At 45.4% G+C, this 15,710-nt stretch carries 19 protein-coding genes and 1 pseudogene; 14 read left to right on the top strand and 6 right to left on the bottom strand.

The window, feature by feature from the left end; genetic code table 11:
• Positions 1-9 precede the first annotated feature (9 nt).
• Together rimI and THERU_RS08450 are read left to right on the top strand one after the other, a co-directional pair.
• The gene (rimI, locus tag THERU_RS03750; protein WP_156916189.1) at positions 10-453 is read left to right on the top strand and encodes a ribosomal protein S18-alanine N-acetyltransferase; all 444 of its coding nucleotides are present in this window, start codon (positions 10-12) and stop codon (positions 451-453) included.
• On the top strand, positions 416-1,210 hold the full coding sequence (locus THERU_RS08450) for a ChaN family lipoprotein (RefSeq protein WP_169727087.1): 795 nt from the start codon (positions 416-418) through the stop codon (positions 1,208-1,210). Before rimI ends, THERU_RS08450 begins: the two co-directional genes overlap by 38 nt.
• Here THERU_RS08450 and recR read toward each other — a convergent pair.
• Complete coding sequence (gene recR / locus THERU_RS03740; protein WP_025305937.1) at positions 1,104-1,718, bottom strand: recombination mediator RecR; 615 nt, start codon at positions 1,716-1,718, stop codon at positions 1,104-1,106. The two genes, THERU_RS08450 and recR, sit on opposite strands and share 107 nt — an antisense overlap.
• Positions 1,719-1,768: 50 nt before the next feature.
• On the opposite strand from recR, the gene modA reads away from it, so the two are divergent.
• The 6 genes from modA (at position 1,769) to thiS (ending at position 5,206) form a co-directional block, all read left to right on the top strand.
• The gene (gene modA / locus THERU_RS03735) at positions 1,769-2,530 is read left to right on the top strand and encodes a molybdate ABC transporter substrate-binding protein (protein ID WP_025305936.1); all 762 of its coding nucleotides are present in this window, start codon (positions 1,769-1,771) and stop codon (positions 2,528-2,530) included.
• Complete coding sequence (locus THERU_RS03730; RefSeq protein WP_025305935.1) at positions 2,527-2,925, top strand: TOBE domain-containing protein; 399 nt, start codon at positions 2,527-2,529, stop codon at positions 2,923-2,925. The genes modA and THERU_RS03730 overlap by 4 nt, the downstream gene beginning before the upstream one ends.
• A complete protein-coding gene (gene modB / locus THERU_RS03725; protein WP_025305934.1) occupies positions 2,918-3,589 on the top strand; it encodes a molybdate ABC transporter permease subunit in 672 nt (223 codons plus the stop codon). Before THERU_RS03730 ends, modB begins: the two co-directional genes overlap by 8 nt.
• Positions 3,574-4,455: an ABC transporter ATP-binding protein gene (locus THERU_RS03720; RefSeq protein WP_245565852.1), complete on the top strand. Its 882-nt coding sequence runs from the start codon at positions 3,574-3,576 to the stop codon at positions 4,453-4,455. Before modB ends, THERU_RS03720 begins: the two co-directional genes overlap by 16 nt.
• Positions 4,456-4,523: 68 nt before the next feature.
• Positions 4,524-5,003 carry a hypothetical protein gene (locus tag THERU_RS03715; protein ID WP_025305932.1) on the top strand — a complete coding sequence of 160 codons (480 nt, stop codon included), beginning with the start codon at positions 4,524-4,526 and terminating at the stop codon, positions 5,001-5,003.
• Entirely contained in the window at positions 5,000-5,206 is a 207-nt protein-coding gene (gene thiS, locus THERU_RS03710; protein ID WP_025305931.1) for a sulfur carrier protein ThiS, read from the top strand. Before THERU_RS03715 ends, thiS begins: the two co-directional genes overlap by 4 nt.
• On the opposite strand, the gene THERU_RS03705 is transcribed toward thiS, so the two are convergent.
• The 4 genes from THERU_RS03705 to THERU_RS03690 are packed head-to-tail and all read right to left on the bottom strand — an operon-like array spanning position 5,207 to position 9,061.
• A complete protein-coding gene (locus THERU_RS03705) occupies positions 5,207-6,709 on the bottom strand; it encodes a sodium-dependent transporter (RefSeq protein ID WP_025305930.1) in 1,503 nt (500 codons plus the stop codon).
• Positions 6,706-7,458, bottom strand: coding sequence for a DsbC family protein (locus tag THERU_RS03700; RefSeq protein ID WP_025305929.1), 753 nt, complete (start codon positions 7,456-7,458; stop codon positions 6,706-6,708). Before THERU_RS03700 ends, THERU_RS03705 begins: the two co-directional genes overlap by 4 nt.
• Complete coding sequence (acpS, locus tag THERU_RS03695; protein WP_025305928.1) at positions 7,455-7,820, bottom strand: holo-ACP synthase; 366 nt, start codon at positions 7,818-7,820, stop codon at positions 7,455-7,457. Before acpS ends, THERU_RS03700 begins: the two co-directional genes overlap by 4 nt.
• Positions 7,817-9,061 (bottom strand): nicotinate phosphoribosyltransferase, encoded by a 1,245-nt coding sequence (locus THERU_RS03690; RefSeq protein WP_025305927.1) that lies wholly within the window; start codon positions 9,059-9,061, stop codon positions 7,817-7,819. The genes acpS and THERU_RS03690 overlap by 4 nt, the downstream gene beginning before the upstream one ends.
• 17 nt (positions 9,062-9,078) lie before the next feature.
• On the opposite strand from THERU_RS03690, the gene argH reads away from it, so the two are divergent.
• The 6 genes and pseudogenes from argH (at position 9,079) to THERU_RS03660 (ending at position 14,316) form a co-directional block, all read left to right on the top strand.
• A complete protein-coding gene (argH, locus tag THERU_RS03685) occupies positions 9,079-10,452 on the top strand; it encodes an argininosuccinate lyase (protein WP_025305926.1) in 1,374 nt (457 codons plus the stop codon).
• Positions 10,449-10,673, top strand: coding sequence for a hypothetical protein (locus tag THERU_RS03680; RefSeq protein ID WP_025305925.1), 225 nt, complete (start codon positions 10,449-10,451; stop codon positions 10,671-10,673). The genes argH and THERU_RS03680 overlap by 4 nt, the downstream gene beginning before the upstream one ends.
• Positions 10,670-11,401 carry a 6-carboxyhexanoate--CoA ligase gene (locus THERU_RS03675; protein WP_025305924.1) on the top strand — a complete coding sequence of 244 codons (732 nt, stop codon included), beginning with the start codon at positions 10,670-10,672 and terminating at the stop codon, positions 11,399-11,401. Before THERU_RS03680 ends, THERU_RS03675 begins: the two co-directional genes overlap by 4 nt.
• A gap of 71 nt (positions 11,402-11,472) precedes the next feature.
• On the top strand, positions 11,473-11,682 hold the full coding sequence (locus tag THERU_RS03670; RefSeq protein WP_025305923.1) for a FeoA family protein: 210 nt from the start codon (positions 11,473-11,475) through the stop codon (positions 11,680-11,682).
• Positions 11,679-13,679, top strand: a complete 2,001-nt coding sequence (gene feoB / locus THERU_RS03665; protein WP_025305922.1) for a ferrous iron transport protein B — start codon at positions 11,679-11,681, stop codon at positions 13,677-13,679. Before THERU_RS03670 ends, feoB begins: the two co-directional genes overlap by 4 nt.
• 19 nt (positions 13,680-13,698) lie before the next feature.
• Positions 13,699-14,316 (top strand): annotated as a pseudogene (locus THERU_RS03660) (DUF996 domain-containing protein).
• A gap of 121 nt (positions 14,317-14,437) precedes the next feature.
• Here THERU_RS03660 and ahcY read toward each other — a convergent pair.
• A complete protein-coding gene (gene ahcY / locus THERU_RS03655) occupies positions 14,438-15,694 on the bottom strand; it encodes an adenosylhomocysteinase (RefSeq protein ID WP_025305921.1) in 1,257 nt (418 codons plus the stop codon).
• Positions 15,695-15,710 lie beyond the last annotated feature (16 nt).

The raw sequence follows: 15,710 nt of genomic DNA, 5'->3' as shown, positions 1-15,710 counted from the left end.
TATATGGTGATGATAAAGGTAAGGGAAATGGAAAAGGAGGACCTACAGGAGGTTTTTAGGATCAACAAAGAGAACTTTACCACCGATGCGTGGACTATGGAGGGCTTTGAGAGGGAGTTTAAGCTTCCTTACTCGGTTAGGTTTGTGGCTGAGGTGGAGGGCAAGCTTGTAGGATACTGCATCCTTTGGTTGATAGAAGACTGCGCCCACGTTATGACCTTTGCAATAGACCGGGCTTACTGGGGAAGAGGTATAGGAAAGGAGTTTTTAAAGGAAGTTTTAAGCAGGCTTAAGGGCAAAGTTAAAAAGGTGCAACTGGATGTTAGAAAGTCAAACCTGAGGGCTATAAGGCTCTATCAGGCTTTAAACTTTTACATCGTAGGAGAAAGGAGGCATTACTACTCTGATGGCGAAAATGCTATTCAGATGGAGTATAGCTTTGATGGTCCTTAGCCTTTTTGCCTTTGGTTCTCCTTCTTTGGAGGAAGCAGAGGTTATATACCTTCCAGAGACCCACGACAACCTCAAGGACCACAAGTTCCAAGAGGAGGTTATAAAAAGGCTCCATCAGGAAGGCTACAGGTTTGTCTTGGCAATGGAGATGTTCCAGCAACCCTTCCAAAAACATCTTGATGATTACATTGCCTGCAAGATTTCAGAGGAGGAAATGTTGGAAAGGACCGAATACAAAAAGAGATGGGGGTTTCCCGCCGAGTATTACTCACCCTTGTGGAGATTTGCGAAGGAAAAGGGCATAAGGATATACGCCCTTAACATACCAAGCGAGTTGGTCAGAAGAGTCTCTACTTATGGCTTAGAGAATGTGAAAGATGACCTTTTGCCCTCCAAGGTCTATGAACACACACCGCAGGAAAAGGAAAGGTTAAGAGAGGTGCTGAAAGAACACCCAAAGGTAGATGAAAAGAGGTTTTTTGATGTGCAGTCTGCATGGGACAATGGTATGGCTCTGAGGATCGTGCGCATACTCTCGGAAGAAAAGTCTGCAAAGGTAGTGGTTATCTTGGGTAGAGGGCATGCACCCGATTTAAACTCCGGCGTGCCGAGGATCGTCCAGCTTCTCAGAAAGGGGACAAAACAGCTTATCATGGAAAGCTCGTCCTCTTCTCAATGGACTTCTCCAGAGATAACTCATCCGCCAACTCCACAAAGCTTCCAAACTGCAAACCGTGAGAGATCCTGCTCACCTTGAGCTTGCTAAACCTCTTCTTCAAAAGCTTTATCAGATAGTTGGCGGTTGCCTCTCCCTCCAAGTTGGGGTTTGTGGCTATTATAACCTCCTTAACTGCGTTTTTCTCTATCCTCTCAAGGAGTTTGTCTATGTTCAAGTCCTGAGGGGAGATACCTTCCAAGGGTGCGATCCTACCACCCAGCACATGATAAACGCCAGTGTATCTTTCAATCCTCTCTATGGCGTAGGCGTCTTGGGGTTCTTCCACCACGCATATAAACCTTTTGCTCCTTTTTGGATCCTGACATATCCTGCACGGGTCCATATCTGAGACCAAACCACACTCACTACACACCTTTATCTGCTCGTTTAGGGCAATCAAGCTCTCCAAGAGCCTATCCCTCTCCTCCTTTGGAAGTTTAAGGAAGTTATACAAAAACCTTGAGGAAGTTCTCTCTCCATAGGTGGGAATTTTTGATAGCTCTTCCAAGGCTTGTTTTATAACCTTAGGAAAGTAGTCTTCAAACATTTAGTAGTATTTTAACGATATCCTTTGAGAGATTAAAATATTGAAACAGCATGAACAGATTGCTCTTTATTATTTTCTGGCTTTTTCTTGCCTTTAAAAGCTCTATGGCGGAGGTTATAAGGGTATTCGCAGCGGCAGACCTCCAATACGCCTTAAAAGAAATAGCCCAAGAGTACATGAAGGCTAACCCTCAGGATAGGGTGGAACTGGTCTTTGGCTCCTCGGGGAAGGGAGCCATTCAGATAAGAAAGGGTGCACCTTACCATCTGTTCTTCTCTGCCAACATGAAGTATGTGGAGGAACTCCACAGAGAGGGCTACATAATAACACAGCCTAAAGCTTACGCAATAGGAAGGATTGTGGTTTGGGTGAGGAAGGATTCGGGCTTGGACCCTTCCAACTTTCCGGACGTACTTTTTAGGGCGAACAAAATTGCCATAGCAAACTGGGAACACGCTCCATACGGACAAGCCGCAAAGGAAGCCCTTGAAAGCTACGGAGTTTTTGAAAAAGTAAAAAACAAACTGGTTATTGGGGAAAACATTTCCCAGACAGCCAGCTACGTCTATTCGGGCGCGGTGGATGTGGGTATAATAGCCCTTTCCCTTGCTCTATCTCCCACCATGAAAGAAAAGGGAAAATACTGGCTAATTCCTCAAGAGAGGCACGGACCCATAGTTCAGGGCTATGGAATAACCAAGTTTGGAGAAAACTCTCCGTCTGCAAGAAGGTTTTACAACTTTATAGAAACCAAAACCGCAAGGAATATATTGCTTAAATACGGCTTTTTTGTGCCAGAAGGTCGCCAATGAACACCATAAAAGGCACTGTTATCTCTATAAATTCCGCCAACGGTGTATCTGAGGTGGAGGTTAAAACTCCCTTGGGAAGCATCTACGCGGTGGTACTGGAAAGCCCTGGAGAGGCAGAGTTTGTGAAGCAAAACAAGCAAGTAAAATGTATCTTCAAAGAGACGGAGGTTTTACTTCTGAGGGAGAAGGTCTCCCAGATAAATCTTTTTAAGGGAACTATAAGGTCCTTAGAAAAAGGTCGCGTGCTCTCTATGTTGGTGGTGGATTGCAAAGGGCAGGAAATAAGAGTTATGCTCACAAGCAGGCAGGTGGATACCCTTGGACTCTCTCAAGGAACAAAAGTTTATATGCTCCTCTCACCCATGCATGTGATTTTGGAGGCAGAGGATGAATAGCTTGGACTTTACACCCTTTTGGCTTACCTTGGAGCTCTCCTTTTGGACTACCCTTATACTGCTCCTTTTGGGTATTCCACTGGCTTACTTTTTAGCGTACAGCAGAAGTAGATACACCTCTTTGGTGGAGGCTTTAGTTTCCCTGCCCTTGGTTCTTCCTCCAACCGTTTTGGGCTTTTATCTACTTTTGGTTTTGAACAAAGAGGGTTTTATTGGCTCCCTTTGGTATAGGCTTTTTGGAAAGCAACTGGTTTTTCATTTTGAGGGGATTTTGGTTGCCTCTGTGATCTACAGCTTGCCTATGATGGTTCATCCTCTCACCGCGGGCTTTAGGTCTGTGCCCAAAAATCTCATAGAAGCCAGCTATACTTTGGGAAAATCCAAGTGGGAGACACTTATCAAGGTAATCCTTCCCAACATGAAGGCTTCCGTGCTTACAGGTATAGTTCTCTCCTTTGCCCACACCTTGGGGGAGTTTGGTGTAGTTCTGATGGTGGGCGGAAACATTGAGGGGGAAACAAGGGTGATCTCCATAGCCATATACTCTGCGGTGGAAGCCCTTGATTACACCACCGCCCATGTTTATTCCCTTGTGCTCTTACTTTTTTCTGTATTCTCCCTTACCGCATTATATGTGCTAAACAGGAGGTGGAGCATTCTGTGATAAGGTTTAGCTTAAAAAAGAAGCTTCACGGCGCTCAGGGAGACTTACTTTTGGAGTTGGAGTTTGAAATGGAAGAAGAGGAGTTTATTGTAGTCCTTGGACCATCTGGCAGTGGGAAGACAACCCTTTTGAGAATGCTGGCAGGTTTAGAAAAGCCAGAGGAAGGATACATAGAGGTAAAGGGTGAAGTCTGGTATGACTCAAAAAGAGGTATAAACTTACCACCGCAGAAGAGGGATGTGGGCTTTGTCTTTCAGGATTACGCCCTATTCCCAAACATGAGCCTTTTTGAAAACATAGCCTTTGGAATGAAGAAGAAGGACCTACAGAGGGTTATGGAGCTCTTGAGGTTGGCAGGCTTAGAACAGCTAAAGGACAAAAAGCCAAGCGTTCTTTCGGGTGGACAAAAACAGAGGGTAGCCTTGCTTAGGGCTTTGGCAAGGGAACCGAAGCTTTTGCTGTTGGATGAGCCCCTCTCTGCCCTTGACCCGGAGACCGCCATAATCCTCAGAGAAGAAATAAAGAAGTTCCAAAGGAGCTTTAACATACCCACAATTATGGTGTCCCACAACAGGGAGGATGCCCTAAGCTTGGCAAGCAGGGTGCTTTTGCTCTCCGAAGGAAAGATAAAGTCGGTAGGAAAGCCAAAGGATGTGCTCTTTTCAAGGAGAGAATCTCCTAAGTTTTCTTTGAACGGCATAGTTCTTGAAAAAGAAATTGCAGAATATGCTTGTATTCTCAGTGTGGCGGTTGGGTCTGAGGTGGTTCAGGTGGTGGTGCCAAAGGATCAGGAGAAGGAGTTCAAGCCGGGAGACAGGGTGCTTTTATCTACAAAAGCTTTTGTTCCCATAGTTCGTAAAGCTTAGATTTGTGTTTTTGGAACAAACTCTTTGAACGCTTGCGAATCTTATAAAATGGTGTTAAATTAGTACGCATGAGGGGAGTAAGCTTAAAGATACTTAGCGTTTTACTTGTCCTTTTTACCCTTGCCTTTGGGCAAGAAGAAGATAGTGTCCTCAAAACACCTCTGACAAAGAAGCTTGATAAGTATAATGTGAGCATAGGTGTGGTAAGTATTGAGGAGCTAAAGGAGAGGTTCAAAAGGGCTTATGACCTACTTGTAAAGCATCATGGAGAACCTTCTAAATACGACACCCATCATCTGGCGGTTTCTCTCTGGAAGGAAGAGGGTGGAAAGATAATATACTTTTCCAACTATAAGGTTGAAGCAGAGGTGCGTTCTCCTCTTCTCAGATCTCAGAGGAAGGTTCTAACCAAGTATCCTCATCAACAGGGAGAAAACTACGGCGAGTGGTTCCAAATGAACGACAGAGGGCTCTACTCAATCACCATTTACATAACCGAGGAAAAGGGTAATGTCAAGAAGGTGCAGTTTGACTATCTACAACAATGAGGATATATCTCAACGGAGAAGAGTTGGAAGTTCCTGAAGGTATTACGATTTCTGAGCTTATCAAAAGTTTAAACATTCAAGTGAGGGAAGTGGGCTTTGCAGTGGCAGTCAACGAGGAAGTGGTGCCAAAATCTAAGTACGAAAGCTACAAACTATCGGAGGGGGACAAAGTGGAAATTGTGCATCTGGTGGGTGGTGGCTGATCACATGTGAGGACCCGCCAGATACCTCCTCCTGCTTTCCACAGAAAAGAAGGCAATAAGCACGAGCACAAATATAACAAAAGCCCTTGCAATGAGAACGCCCGGCTCCGTCTGAGATAAAACCTCTGGTAGTTTGGTAACACCCCAGAAATACAGAAGGATAACCAAAAATACCGGTGAGACAACTGCAAAGAAATAGACCAATGCCTTTGGAATTCTTATAAAGCTGTTGGTGTTTAGCTCCCTGTGAAAGTTATTAACACCAAAGATCCAAACAAAGATTATGATCTCCAAAAGACCAAAGAACAGGAGCATCAATGTGCCCGCCCAAAAATCCACATCGTCTATAAAGCCTGGCACAAAGGCAGACAAAAAGGCACCCGCGCTCACCAAAAGCATAGACACATTAACCGCCTTGGAGTGGCTCCATCTCATCTCGTCCTCTAATAGAGCAACCAAAGGCTGTGTTAGGGCTAAAGAGGAGGTAAGGGCCGCTATGAAGAGCAGGAAAAACCAAACAGTAGATAGCAGGCTTCCGAAGGGCAAAGACATTAAAATGGCTGGCATGGTCATAAAGCCAATGCGGAATGTTCCCTCTTTTGCAAGCTCTGGAACCGCCAAAGCACCAAAGACCGCAAAGGCGGCAGGAATGGCTATGCTGGCACCGATAACCACCTCCACAAACTCATTAAGACCGGCAGTCCACAAACCAGCCTTTACCGCATCCTCGTTCCTCTTGACATAGCTGGCATAAGTTGCGATAGCACCCATACCCAAGGATAGAGTAAAGAATATTTGACCCGAAGCCTCAAGCCAAACCTGAGGGTCCGAAAGCTTTGAAAAATCGGGGGTGTATATGAAAAGCAAGCCCTCCACACCCTTCCATCCGTTCATACTCAAAGATACAAAGCCCAAGAAGATTCCCATTAAAATTAGCAATGGAAGACCGTACTTGGCGGTTAGCTCTATGCCCTTAACTATACCCCTCTGAAGGATTACCCAGTTGATGGCTAAGGTAATCACCAAGAAAACAAGGGCAGTTAAAGAGGGTTCTGTGTAGTCCTTGAAAAAGGAAACATATGGTTCCATGGCGGCTTTGTAGTCAGGACTTTGCACAGGCTGAGGCATCTTTCCAAGCAGAGACAGAAAGGCAAAGCCCAGGGTCCAAGATTCTATGTATATGTAATAGCAAACTATGAGGACGGGAATGGAAACTCCGATGGAGCCGATAACCCTTGAGCCGTAGGAGTGGTTGAAGAAGGAACCTATTATGCCAGTCATAGAGCCATGCCCCTTTGCCCCCGCATACCTACCTATAACCCACTCTATGAGCATTAAGGGAATGCCCAGGAGGAAGAGGGCAACAAAGTATGGAACCATAAAGGCCCCACCACCGTATAGGGCTACCTTGGATGGGAATCTTAGAAGGTTTCCTAATCCTATCGCGTTGCCCGCCGCAGCAAAAATAAGCCCTATCTTAGTTTGCCAAGTTTCCCTCTTCATTGTATAAGCCTATCCAGATCCTGTTCTGTGGGCACACCCGCATGGATTCTGCCGTTCATGCCTATGAAAGTGGGCGTCCCACTTATGCCATATTTTTCTGCAAGCTGTAAGTTGCTTTCAATCTTTTTCTTTCCATCCTCGCACTGATTGTTGGAGTTATACCCACTTTTATACTCTTCCCATCCCTTTTTGTCGCATACCAAGGCAACAGACTTTCCAAAAGCCTGCGGATGTATGGGTAGCGGGAAAAGGATTACACGAACCTCTACTCCCTTTTCATTAGCCCATTTTTCCACTATGGGCTCAGACCTTTTGCAGAAGGGACAGTCTGGGTCTGTCCATAGATAAATATACTTTTGGGAACCTACTTTACCAAAGGCGAAGTCCTTGTGCTTTTCAAGTTCCTTCAGAAGGTCTTGGCTAACCTTCATAAACTCCTGCTGTCTTTCTCTGGTGATGTTCTTCTTGTCCGCAAGGCTTATGAGATTGCCAGCCAGCACATACTTCATTTCTTTGTCTGTGTAAAAAACAAGAGGTTGGGCTCCCACTTTTATAACCACCTCACAAAGTCCCGGAATATCCTTTAGTGTCTGAATGCTCTCTACCTTAAACTCTTGAGGGATAAGCTCCTTGACGCCCGTCTTTATCTTATCCTCAGTGGGACAAGCCTTACTCTGCTGACAGCTTGCAAGCCCAGCAGACAGAAAGCTTACAAACAACCCAAAGGCTAAAATCTTTTTCTTTTTCATAAAAAACCTCCATTAGTAATTATAATAGAAATTGCCACCGAGTACTCCCTCTCGTGGGACAGAGAAATAAGTACCTTTAGGTCCTTGAGCTCTTCCCTCAAGAGTCTAACCTTTGCGGGCTTTCCAAAGTCTCCCAAAATTTCAATCTCAGAGAACTTTAGGACGATCCCTTTGCTCTGATAAATCGCCTTTAAGACTGCCTCCTTTCCCGCCCAACGGGCTGACAGGCAAGCTATCCAATCTGCCTGTTTTTTGCAGTACTCAAGCTCCAAAGGAGTGTATATGCGTTTTAAAAATCTCTCGCCGAACCTTTCTACTGCTTTCCTTATTCTTTCGTTGGAAACTATATCAACGCCTATCATTCATCCACTTCTACCCTATACTCTACCTTCTTTCTTAAGCTTTTCAGCTCTTCCGGAAGCTGGTTTATCTGTTCTAAGACCCTTTCCCTTATCTCCTTAAGGCTCGGCAGGGGAAAGCTTACCCTTTTCACCAAGCCACCCTCTTGAAACCTGCTGACCTTATCGTAATCAAACTTTCCATCCTTCAAAAACCTCCAAACCTGCCTTTTGTATGGAAAGGTCTTCTTGCCAGGGCTCTCTTTGAATTTGGGCTTTCCCTCATACTCCACGAGCTTGTACGCTATGTCCAGGTAAGGTGCATCTGCAGAGGTCAAGAGCTTTGTCCCAACGCCAAAGGCGTCTATGGGCACACCCTCGGAGACCCATCTTTCTATATCGTATTCATCCACTCCTCCGCTGACCAAAATTTTCACATCCTTAAAGCCCTCCTGATCAAAGATCCTTCTTACTTCTCTGCAAAGCTCCGGAATGTCTCCGCTGTCTATTCTTACACCCAAGACCTTTATACCTTCCTTCAGAAGCTTTAAAGCCTTTTTTGCCCCTTCCACAGTGTTGTAGGTGTCTATCAACAAAAAGACCCTGTCTGGAAAGCTCTTTGCAAAAGCCCTGAAGGCTTCCTCTTCTTGATCAAAGACCATTATGTAAGAGTGTGCCATGGTGCCAAAGACGGGTATGCCATATAACATTCCCGCCTGAAGGTTGGAGGTGCCGTTAAAACCTCCTATGTAGCATGCCCTTGCAGAAAGTAGCCCAGCCATGGGAGAGTGTGCCCTTCTTAACCCGAAATCCACCAAAGTTTTACCCTTTGCGGCAATGTAATTTCTTACCGCTTTGGATGCAATTAAGGTTTCAAAGTGTATTAGGTTTATAACTAAGGTTTCTATGAGCTGAGCCTTTGGCAGGGAGCCCTCCACCTGAAGGATGGGCTCGTTTTGAAAGAAGATAGTTCCCTCCTCCAAGGCGTAAAATTCCAAGTCCAGCTCCAGCTCCCTCAGATAGTCCAAGAACCAATCTTTGAATATACCTAAACTCTTTAGGTATTTCAGTTCCCTGTCTCCAAATTTGAAGTTTTCTAAACTCTTCATCAGTGTTTCAAGCCCGCAGGCAACTAAAAAATTTCTGTTCTCCGGAAGTCTCCTGACGAATAGGCTAAAGACAGCCTTCCCGGTCTTTCCGTGCTCCAAGTAGCTTTGGGTCATGGTTAGCTCATAAAGGTCTGTAATTAGGGCAGTGCTTTCCATGTTTAAAATTATAGGTTATGCAAAAACCTTGGGAAGGACGCTTTAGGGAAAAAACTGACGAACTTGTGGAGGAATTTACCCAGTCTGTTAGCTTTGACCAACGGCTTGCCTTACAGGATATACGGCAAAATCTTGCCCACTTGAAGGCTCTTAGAATGGCAGGTATTGTCTCAGAGGAAGAAGAGAAGCTCTTAAGAAAGGGACTTGAGGAGATAGAGCAGGAATTAAAGGAAAACAGAATGGAGTTTTCCAAAGCTTGGGAAGATGTGCATATGAACATAGAAAGGAGGCTAATAGAAAAGGTGGGGGAGGTAGGTGGCAAAATTCACACCGCAAGGTCCCGCAACGACCAAGTAGTAACGGACGAGAGGCTATTTATAAAAGAAGAACTACTAAAGATATTGGAAGGCTTGAGGGAGCTAAGAAGAACCTTGGTGCTCTTGGCAGATAGAACGGTGGATGTGATAGTGGTCTCTTACACCCATCTTCAAAGGGCTCAGCCTATAAGGCTTGCTCACTACTTTTTAGCTTACAGGGAAGCTCTGCTGGTGGATGCCATGCGCTTTGCCCACGCCTACAGGTTGGCGGACAGCTTGCCCTTGGGTAGCGGTGCGTCCGCGGGTGTGGATTTTCCCATAGACCGGTTCTTTTTAGCCCGAGAGCTTGGCTTTAGGTCCCTAACAAGAAACTCCCTTTATGCGGTGGCGGAGAGAGACTTTATCCTTGAGGTTTTGTATGCCTGTGCGGTTTGCGGTATGCATCTTTCAAGGCTGTCTGAGGACCTGATCCTTTGGTCCTCTGAGGAGTTCGGTTTTGTTTCTCTACCCGATAGGTTCTGCACAGGAAGTTCCATAATGCCTCAGAAGAAGAACCCCGATGTATTGGAACTCATAAGAGGAAAGACAGGAAGGCTCTATGGCAACCTTTTTGCCCTTTTGACCGTCTTGAAGGGACTGCCTTACGCCTACAACAGGGACCTCCAAGAAGACAAGGAGCCCCTCTTTGACAGCTTGGACACCCTTAAAAGCATTCTAGTGGTCCTAAAGCCCCTATTGGAAGGGCTGAGTATAAACTCAGAAAAGACTTACTCTTCAGCGGGAAACTTTGCCTTGGCTACAGACCTGGCAAACTATTTAGTTTTAAAAGGTATGCCCTTTAGACAAGCCCACAAGGTGGTGGGTAGCCTGGTGGCACAGCTTTTGGAAAAAGGGAAAAGCTTGGAAGAAGTTAGCTTGGAAGAGCTAAAAGCTTTCTCGGAGCTTTTTGAGGAGGATGCCCTGAGCCTGCTAAAGCCCGAAAAGGTAGCAGACAGAAGGAAGAGCTACGGTGGTACTGCAAAAGAGCAGGTGCTTTTGCAATTAGAGGTTGCGAAGAGGGAGGAAGGACTATGAAGATGTTTATATACTTTTCTTTACTTTTACTTTTGCTTTTGGCCTTTGGCTATGTGGTCTACTTAAACAAAACTCCGGTAGAGTTGGTGCTAACTCCAGAGTTTAACGGAGAATACTACCGCATACCTCCCATGCCACTTGGATTTCTGGTGATTGGGGCGCTCTTTTTGGGCTTTTTGCTTGGGTATTTGATAGCTTGGCTCACAAGTTTAAAGAGATGATCAGCGTGCGTATGCGGGCGGAACTAAAGGGTCTCCATGTATCCGGAGCAGAGAGGATAGTGGATGAAGGGCAGGTGGAGAGGGTGGTAAAGGAACTACTAAAAAGACCAAAAGATTATGACAAGATGGTTATAACTCTAGAAAAGCTGGAGGAAATATACCTGATTCCCAAGGCTCTGACTATATACAGCTACGACTTTGACAGCGTTCAGTCTGCTCGGGACTTTGCGGTGAAGAAGTTGGAGGAGGCGGGTATAAGAAAAGATTTAGCCAAAAAGGCGATAGAACTTTTGGAAAAGGGTCCAAACCCAAAGGGTGGGAACATGAGGGGTGCAGTTCTTATGGATGTCAAAACTGGGGAAAGACTTGAGCCAGACCAAGAGAGAGGAATACGCACCGTTAGGGTTGATTGGAAGGACAGAAAAGCAATAAAGCTTGCCCTTTTGAAGAGGGGAATAAAAAGACAGTATTTACATAGGCTCCTGGACGCCTTAGCCCTTGCCACAAAGAATGTGTACTGTGGAGTTCTTGCAGAGCTCTGCTGGAGCGATGATCCCGATTACACCACCGGGTACGTGGCAAGCAAGAACTTAGGCTATGTGAGGATTAAACCTCTAAAAGAGCCCAATAACCCACTGGGCGGAAGGGTGTATTTTGTGGAGAGGGATAGGGTGGAGGAAATAATAAACTGTCTTGAGAGAAAGGCGGTGTTGGTGGAGGCGTTGTAACACGGTGAATATCCGTTGACGAAAATTTTTGAGATTGTATATTAATATTAATACCTTCAGGAGGTGAAATCGTGCTGGAAAAGGTAGAAGTAGGCAAGAAGGTTAAGGTTTTGGACATTGAAGGAAAGGAGGATAGCCTAAGAAAGCTTCAGGCTATGGGCATAAGGAAGGGTAAGGTATTGGAAGTGGTGCAGAAGCTTGGTAGGAGCATAGTGGTCAAAGTAGACCACTCTAAGATAGCCATCAGTAAGAGCTTGGCACAAAAGATAAAGGTTCAATGAGGATCAACGTAGCCCTTGTAGGAAATCCTAATGTAGGTAAAACGAGCCTTCTCAATCACATTGCAGGAACCACCCTACGTGTAGGCAACTGGGCGGGCACCACCGTAGAAAAAAAGGAAGGCAAAGCCTTTTACAAGGGCTATGAGATTTACTTGGTGGATTTGCCCGGCATTTACAGCCTTGAGCCCTTTTCCGAGGCGGAGCAGGTGGCAAGGGACTACCTTTTGAGCCAAAAGCCCGATGTGGTGGTAAATGTGCTGGAAACTCCCAACATGGAAAGGGACCTCCTACTAACCGCAGAACTACTGGAGATGGAATTGCCTACCGTGATTGCTTTAAACATGGTGGACGAAGCCCGAAGACTCGGCATAGAGGTGGATAAGGAAAAGCTTTCTGAACTTTTGGGAATAAAGGTAGTCCAAACCAACGGCAGGACTGGAGAGGGAAAAAGGGAACTTTTGGAGGCAATAGTCCAAAATTACGAGCAAAAGATAAAGCCCTTTTCCTTGAGGTACTCCCAAACTTTAGAAGAGTACCTTTCCAAGGTGGAGGGAAATACCAAGTTTGAAAAGATCAAAAAAGCCCAAGAACTTTACGGAGAGGATTTTGACAAACTTTTGAAGGATGAGAGATTTGCCTTTGCCCATGGCTTGTTCTACAAGGTGGTGAAAAAGGTAAATCAGGGTGCCTTTGAGCTGACGGACAGTTTAGATAAACTCCTTTTGCATCCAATTTTTGGTCTGTTTTTCTTTTTGTTTTTGATGTTTCTTATGTTCAAAATAGCTTTTGACTTTTCTGCCCCTTGGATGGAGTGGCTGGACGGTTTTATGAATAACTTTATCTCTCCTTTGATAGTTTATATTTTGGGCGAATCTTTGCTTTCAAGGTTTTTATCCGAGGCGGTTGTAGGTGGTGTGGGCTTTGTGCTTACCTTTTTACCCCTGATCGCAAGCATTCTTTTTATCCTTTCCCTGCTTGAGTTTTCTGGATATCTGCCAAGGGTTGCCTTTTTGATGGATGGCTTGATGCATAGGCTTGGACTGCATGGTACCAGTTTTATTCCCCTCCTTTTGGGCTTTGGTTGTAATGTGCCAGCTATAATGGCGTCAAGGGTTATGGAGACAAAGAGGGACAAACTCTTGGTTCTTGCAATGGTCCCCTTTATGAGCTGTCCCGCAAGGCTTGTGGTTTTTTCCTTCTTTGCGGTTCTCTTTTTTCCAAATCCCGCCCTTGTGATTTTTCTGCTCTATCTTTTTGGCGTTCTGGTTGCCTTTTTAACCTCCTTTTTCCTTCAAAAGCTGGTTTATAGAGGCTCTTTGCACCATATGATCTTGGAGCTACCACCCTACCGTTTGCCCGCCCTAAAGCTGGTGCTTAGGATCACCTGGGCACATGTGAAACATTTCATATACAGGGCTGGAACCCTAATATTTGCGGTTTCTGTGATCCTTTGGGCTATGCTAAATTTACCCCCGGGCGTTTCCAATCCAAAGGATAGTTTTGCGGGTTATGTGGGCAGGGCGTTGGTGCCCATATTCAAACCAATGGGGCTTGAAGATTGGCAGATTACCACATCCCTTATCCCCGCCTTTCTTGCCAGAGAGATAGTCCTTAGCTCTATGGCAGTGATCTACTCGGTGGAGGAAGGCAAGAAGGAAGAGTTTGAACCCAGAAAGGCACTGCAGGAGCAAGGAGTAGCCTTTGTCAATGCCCTTAAAGAATCGGTTCTTAACCTTTTGAGCCCTATGCCAAAAGCCCTTGAGGTGAAGGAGGAGCATTCTCAACTAAAGTCTGCCATTAAAAACTCCATGAACCCAGCCCAAGCCCTTGCCTTTATGGTCTTTATACTCTTGTACACCTCCTGCTTAGGCACGGTGGCAGTTTTGCAAAAGGAGGGGGGCACGAAGTTTGCCCTGCTGTTCTTAGCATACAGCCTTGCGGTGGCATGGGTCTCGGGGGTTATTGCTTATAGATTAATGAGCCTTTTAGTAGGTTAGAGTGGAGAGGGAGTGAATCATGATAGAACAAAGCAACTTGCCCACTCGCAGGGTGAATATATCCACCCAGAAAATGCTCGGTGGTATTGGTTCTATTTTGATACTGTTAGGTTGGATGACGGGGGTAGGGATTCTTTTTGGCATTGTGGGGGCTGTTCTATGGCTCATCGGCATGTACCAGCTGAGCAATATACTAGGAAAGCCGAGTATTTTTCAAAAAGCTTTGATAGGTTTCGTTTTAAACATAGCTGGTATGGTAATAGCTTTTGCTCCTTTTGCCCTTACAATGGTAATAGCTTTCCCCTTTGGGCTATAGGCAAAAATGTTGTTATTTAACTTAACGACAGACTCAGAGTTAGGCTTTGGAGCTTTAATTGTTATTACAGTGGCCCTAATTGCTATTATGGTTGCATATGCCATTTTTGTGTTTGGTTTCTACTTACAGAAAAAAGCATACGAAATCCTTGCCCAAGCAACAGCTCATAATCTCTTTAAGATTGCAGGGCTTTTAATGTTTATAGGTGCAATTACAACAATACTTTTTGGATTGGGTATTTTGCTGATAATCGTGGGTTATATAGTACTTGCAGTAGCATTCTTTACAGCACCAAAGGAGGTGGAAGTCCAGGGCGCATAAGATAGGATGAGGTAGGATTATTGTTTAAAGATTATGGAGTATGCTTTGATAGTTACCCTCGGGCTAGTGGTTTTCTATTTTTGGTTTAAAAGAAGGGGAAGTAGGGATTGCTGTGGATGAGTTAGGTCCCTATCTCCCAAGAGGAAAGATAAGCTATCTGCTCCTGGGTTAGTTGGTCTATTTCCACGCCCATACTCTTTAGCTTTAAAACCGCCACCTCCCTGTCTATTTCGTCGGGCACCTTATAGACTTTCTTCTCAAGGTTCTTGTAGTTTTTGACGATGTATTCTGCCGAGAGGGCTTGATTGGCAAAGGACATATCCATTACCGATGCAGGATGACCTTCTGCGGAGGCAAGATTTACGAGCCTACCCTGTGCCAATAGGTATATGCGTCTGCCGTCCTTGAGAGTGTATTCCTCCACGAACCTTCTTATCTCCCTCTTGGATACAGCCATGCTTTCCAGAGCCTTTTTATCAATCTCCACATCAAAGTGCCCTGCGTTGGAGATTATGGCACCGTCTTTCATAACTTCAAAGTGTTCTCCTCTTATGACGGAAGTGTTGCCCGTAACGGTGACGAAAAAGTCTCCGAGCTTTGCTGCCTCTTTCATGGGCATTACCAAAAAGCCATCCATTTTGGCTTCTAAGGCTTTGATTGGGTCCACCTCCGTTACGATCACTGTTGCTCCCATACCCCTAGCCCTTTGGGCTACTCCTTTGCCACACCAACCGTAGCCAGCCACCACAAAGTAAGAGCCCGCTATGAGCCGGTTGGTAGCCCTCAAAATTCCGTCTATAGTAGATTGACCCGTGCCGTAGCGGTTGTCAAACATGTGCTTGGTGTAGGCATCATTCACCGCGATAATTGGAAAGCCCAGAACACCCTTTTGTGCCATAGCCTTGAGCCTTATTACGCCCGTGGTGGTTTCCTCCATACCGCCCATCACCCTACCTAACAAGTGCGGATAGTCTTTATGGATGGTAGATATTAGGTCTGCGCCGTCGTCTATTACTATGTGGGGCTCCTTTTCTATAACAGCCCTTATGTGGGAATAGTAGGTTTCCGTGTCCTCACCTTTTATAGCAAAGACAGGAATTTGATAATACTTTACCAAGGCACTGGCAACATCATCCTGGGTGGATAGGGGGTTTGACGCAGTAAGATAAACCTCTGCACCACCTTCCTTCAAGGTGATCATCAGGTTGGCGGTTTCTGTAGTTACATGCAGGCATGCGGAGATCCTTAAACCCTTAAAGGGTTTTTCCTTGCTGAACCTTTCCCTTATACTTCTCAAGACGGGCATATCCCTTTCTGCCCACTCTATACGGTTTTTCCCTTCCTCTGCCAAGCTAAGGTCCTTCACATGGTATTCCATAGGCTTTAAGTTTATC

The organism is Thermocrinis ruber, assembly GCF_000512735.1.
GTDB classification, from domain to species: domain Bacteria; phylum Aquificota; class Aquificia; order Aquificales; family Aquificaceae; genus Thermocrinis; species Thermocrinis ruber.
The sequence above is the reverse complement of the archived record's forward strand: the minus strand, read 5'-3'. Positions and strand labels throughout refer to the sequence as shown.

Bases quoted from the DNA above. Each gene is read 5' to 3' on its own strand.
- rimI (WP_156916189.1), top strand. From the start codon at position 10: ATGATAAAGGTAAGGGAAATGGAAAAGGAGGACCTACAGGAGGTTTTT.
- THERU_RS08450 (WP_169727087.1), top strand. From the start codon at position 416: ATGCTATTCAGATGGAGTATAGCTTTGATGGTCCTTAGCCTTTTTGCC.
- recR (WP_025305937.1), bottom strand. From the start codon at position 1,718: ATGTTTGAAGACTACTTTCCTAAGGTTATAAAACAAGCCTTGGAAGAG.
- modA (WP_025305936.1), top strand. From the start codon at position 1,769: ATGAACAGATTGCTCTTTATTATTTTCTGGCTTTTTCTTGCCTTTAAA.
- THERU_RS03730 (WP_025305935.1), top strand. From the start codon at position 2,527: ATGAACACCATAAAAGGCACTGTTATCTCTATAAATTCCGCCAACGGT.
- modB (WP_025305934.1), top strand. From the start codon at position 2,918: ATGAATAGCTTGGACTTTACACCCTTTTGGCTTACCTTGGAGCTCTCC.
- THERU_RS03715 (WP_025305932.1), top strand. From the start codon at position 4,524: ATGAGGGGAGTAAGCTTAAAGATACTTAGCGTTTTACTTGTCCTTTTT.
- thiS (WP_025305931.1), top strand. From the start codon at position 5,000: ATGAGGATATATCTCAACGGAGAAGAGTTGGAAGTTCCTGAAGGTATT.
- THERU_RS03705 (WP_025305930.1), bottom strand. From the start codon at position 6,709: ATGAAGAGGGAAACTTGGCAAACTAAGATAGGGCTTATTTTTGCTGCG.
- THERU_RS03700 (WP_025305929.1), bottom strand. From the start codon at position 7,458: ATGAAAAAGAAAAAGATTTTAGCCTTTGGGTTGTTTGTAAGCTTTCTG.
- acpS (WP_025305928.1), bottom strand. From the start codon at position 7,820: ATGATAGGCGTTGATATAGTTTCCAACGAAAGAATAAGGAAAGCAGTA.
- THERU_RS03690 (WP_025305927.1), bottom strand. From the start codon at position 9,061: ATGGAAAGCACTGCCCTAATTACAGACCTTTATGAGCTAACCATGACC.
- argH (WP_025305926.1), top strand. From the start codon at position 9,079: ATGCAAAAACCTTGGGAAGGACGCTTTAGGGAAAAAACTGACGAACTT.
- THERU_RS03680 (WP_025305925.1), top strand. From the start codon at position 10,449: ATGAAGATGTTTATATACTTTTCTTTACTTTTACTTTTGCTTTTGGCC.
- THERU_RS03675 (WP_025305924.1), top strand. From the start codon at position 10,670: ATGATCAGCGTGCGTATGCGGGCGGAACTAAAGGGTCTCCATGTATCC.
- feoB (WP_025305922.1), top strand. From the start codon at position 11,679: ATGAGGATCAACGTAGCCCTTGTAGGAAATCCTAATGTAGGTAAAACG.
- ahcY (WP_025305921.1), bottom strand. From the start codon at position 15,694: ATGGAATACCATGTGAAGGACCTTAGCTTGGCAGAGGAAGGGAAAAAC.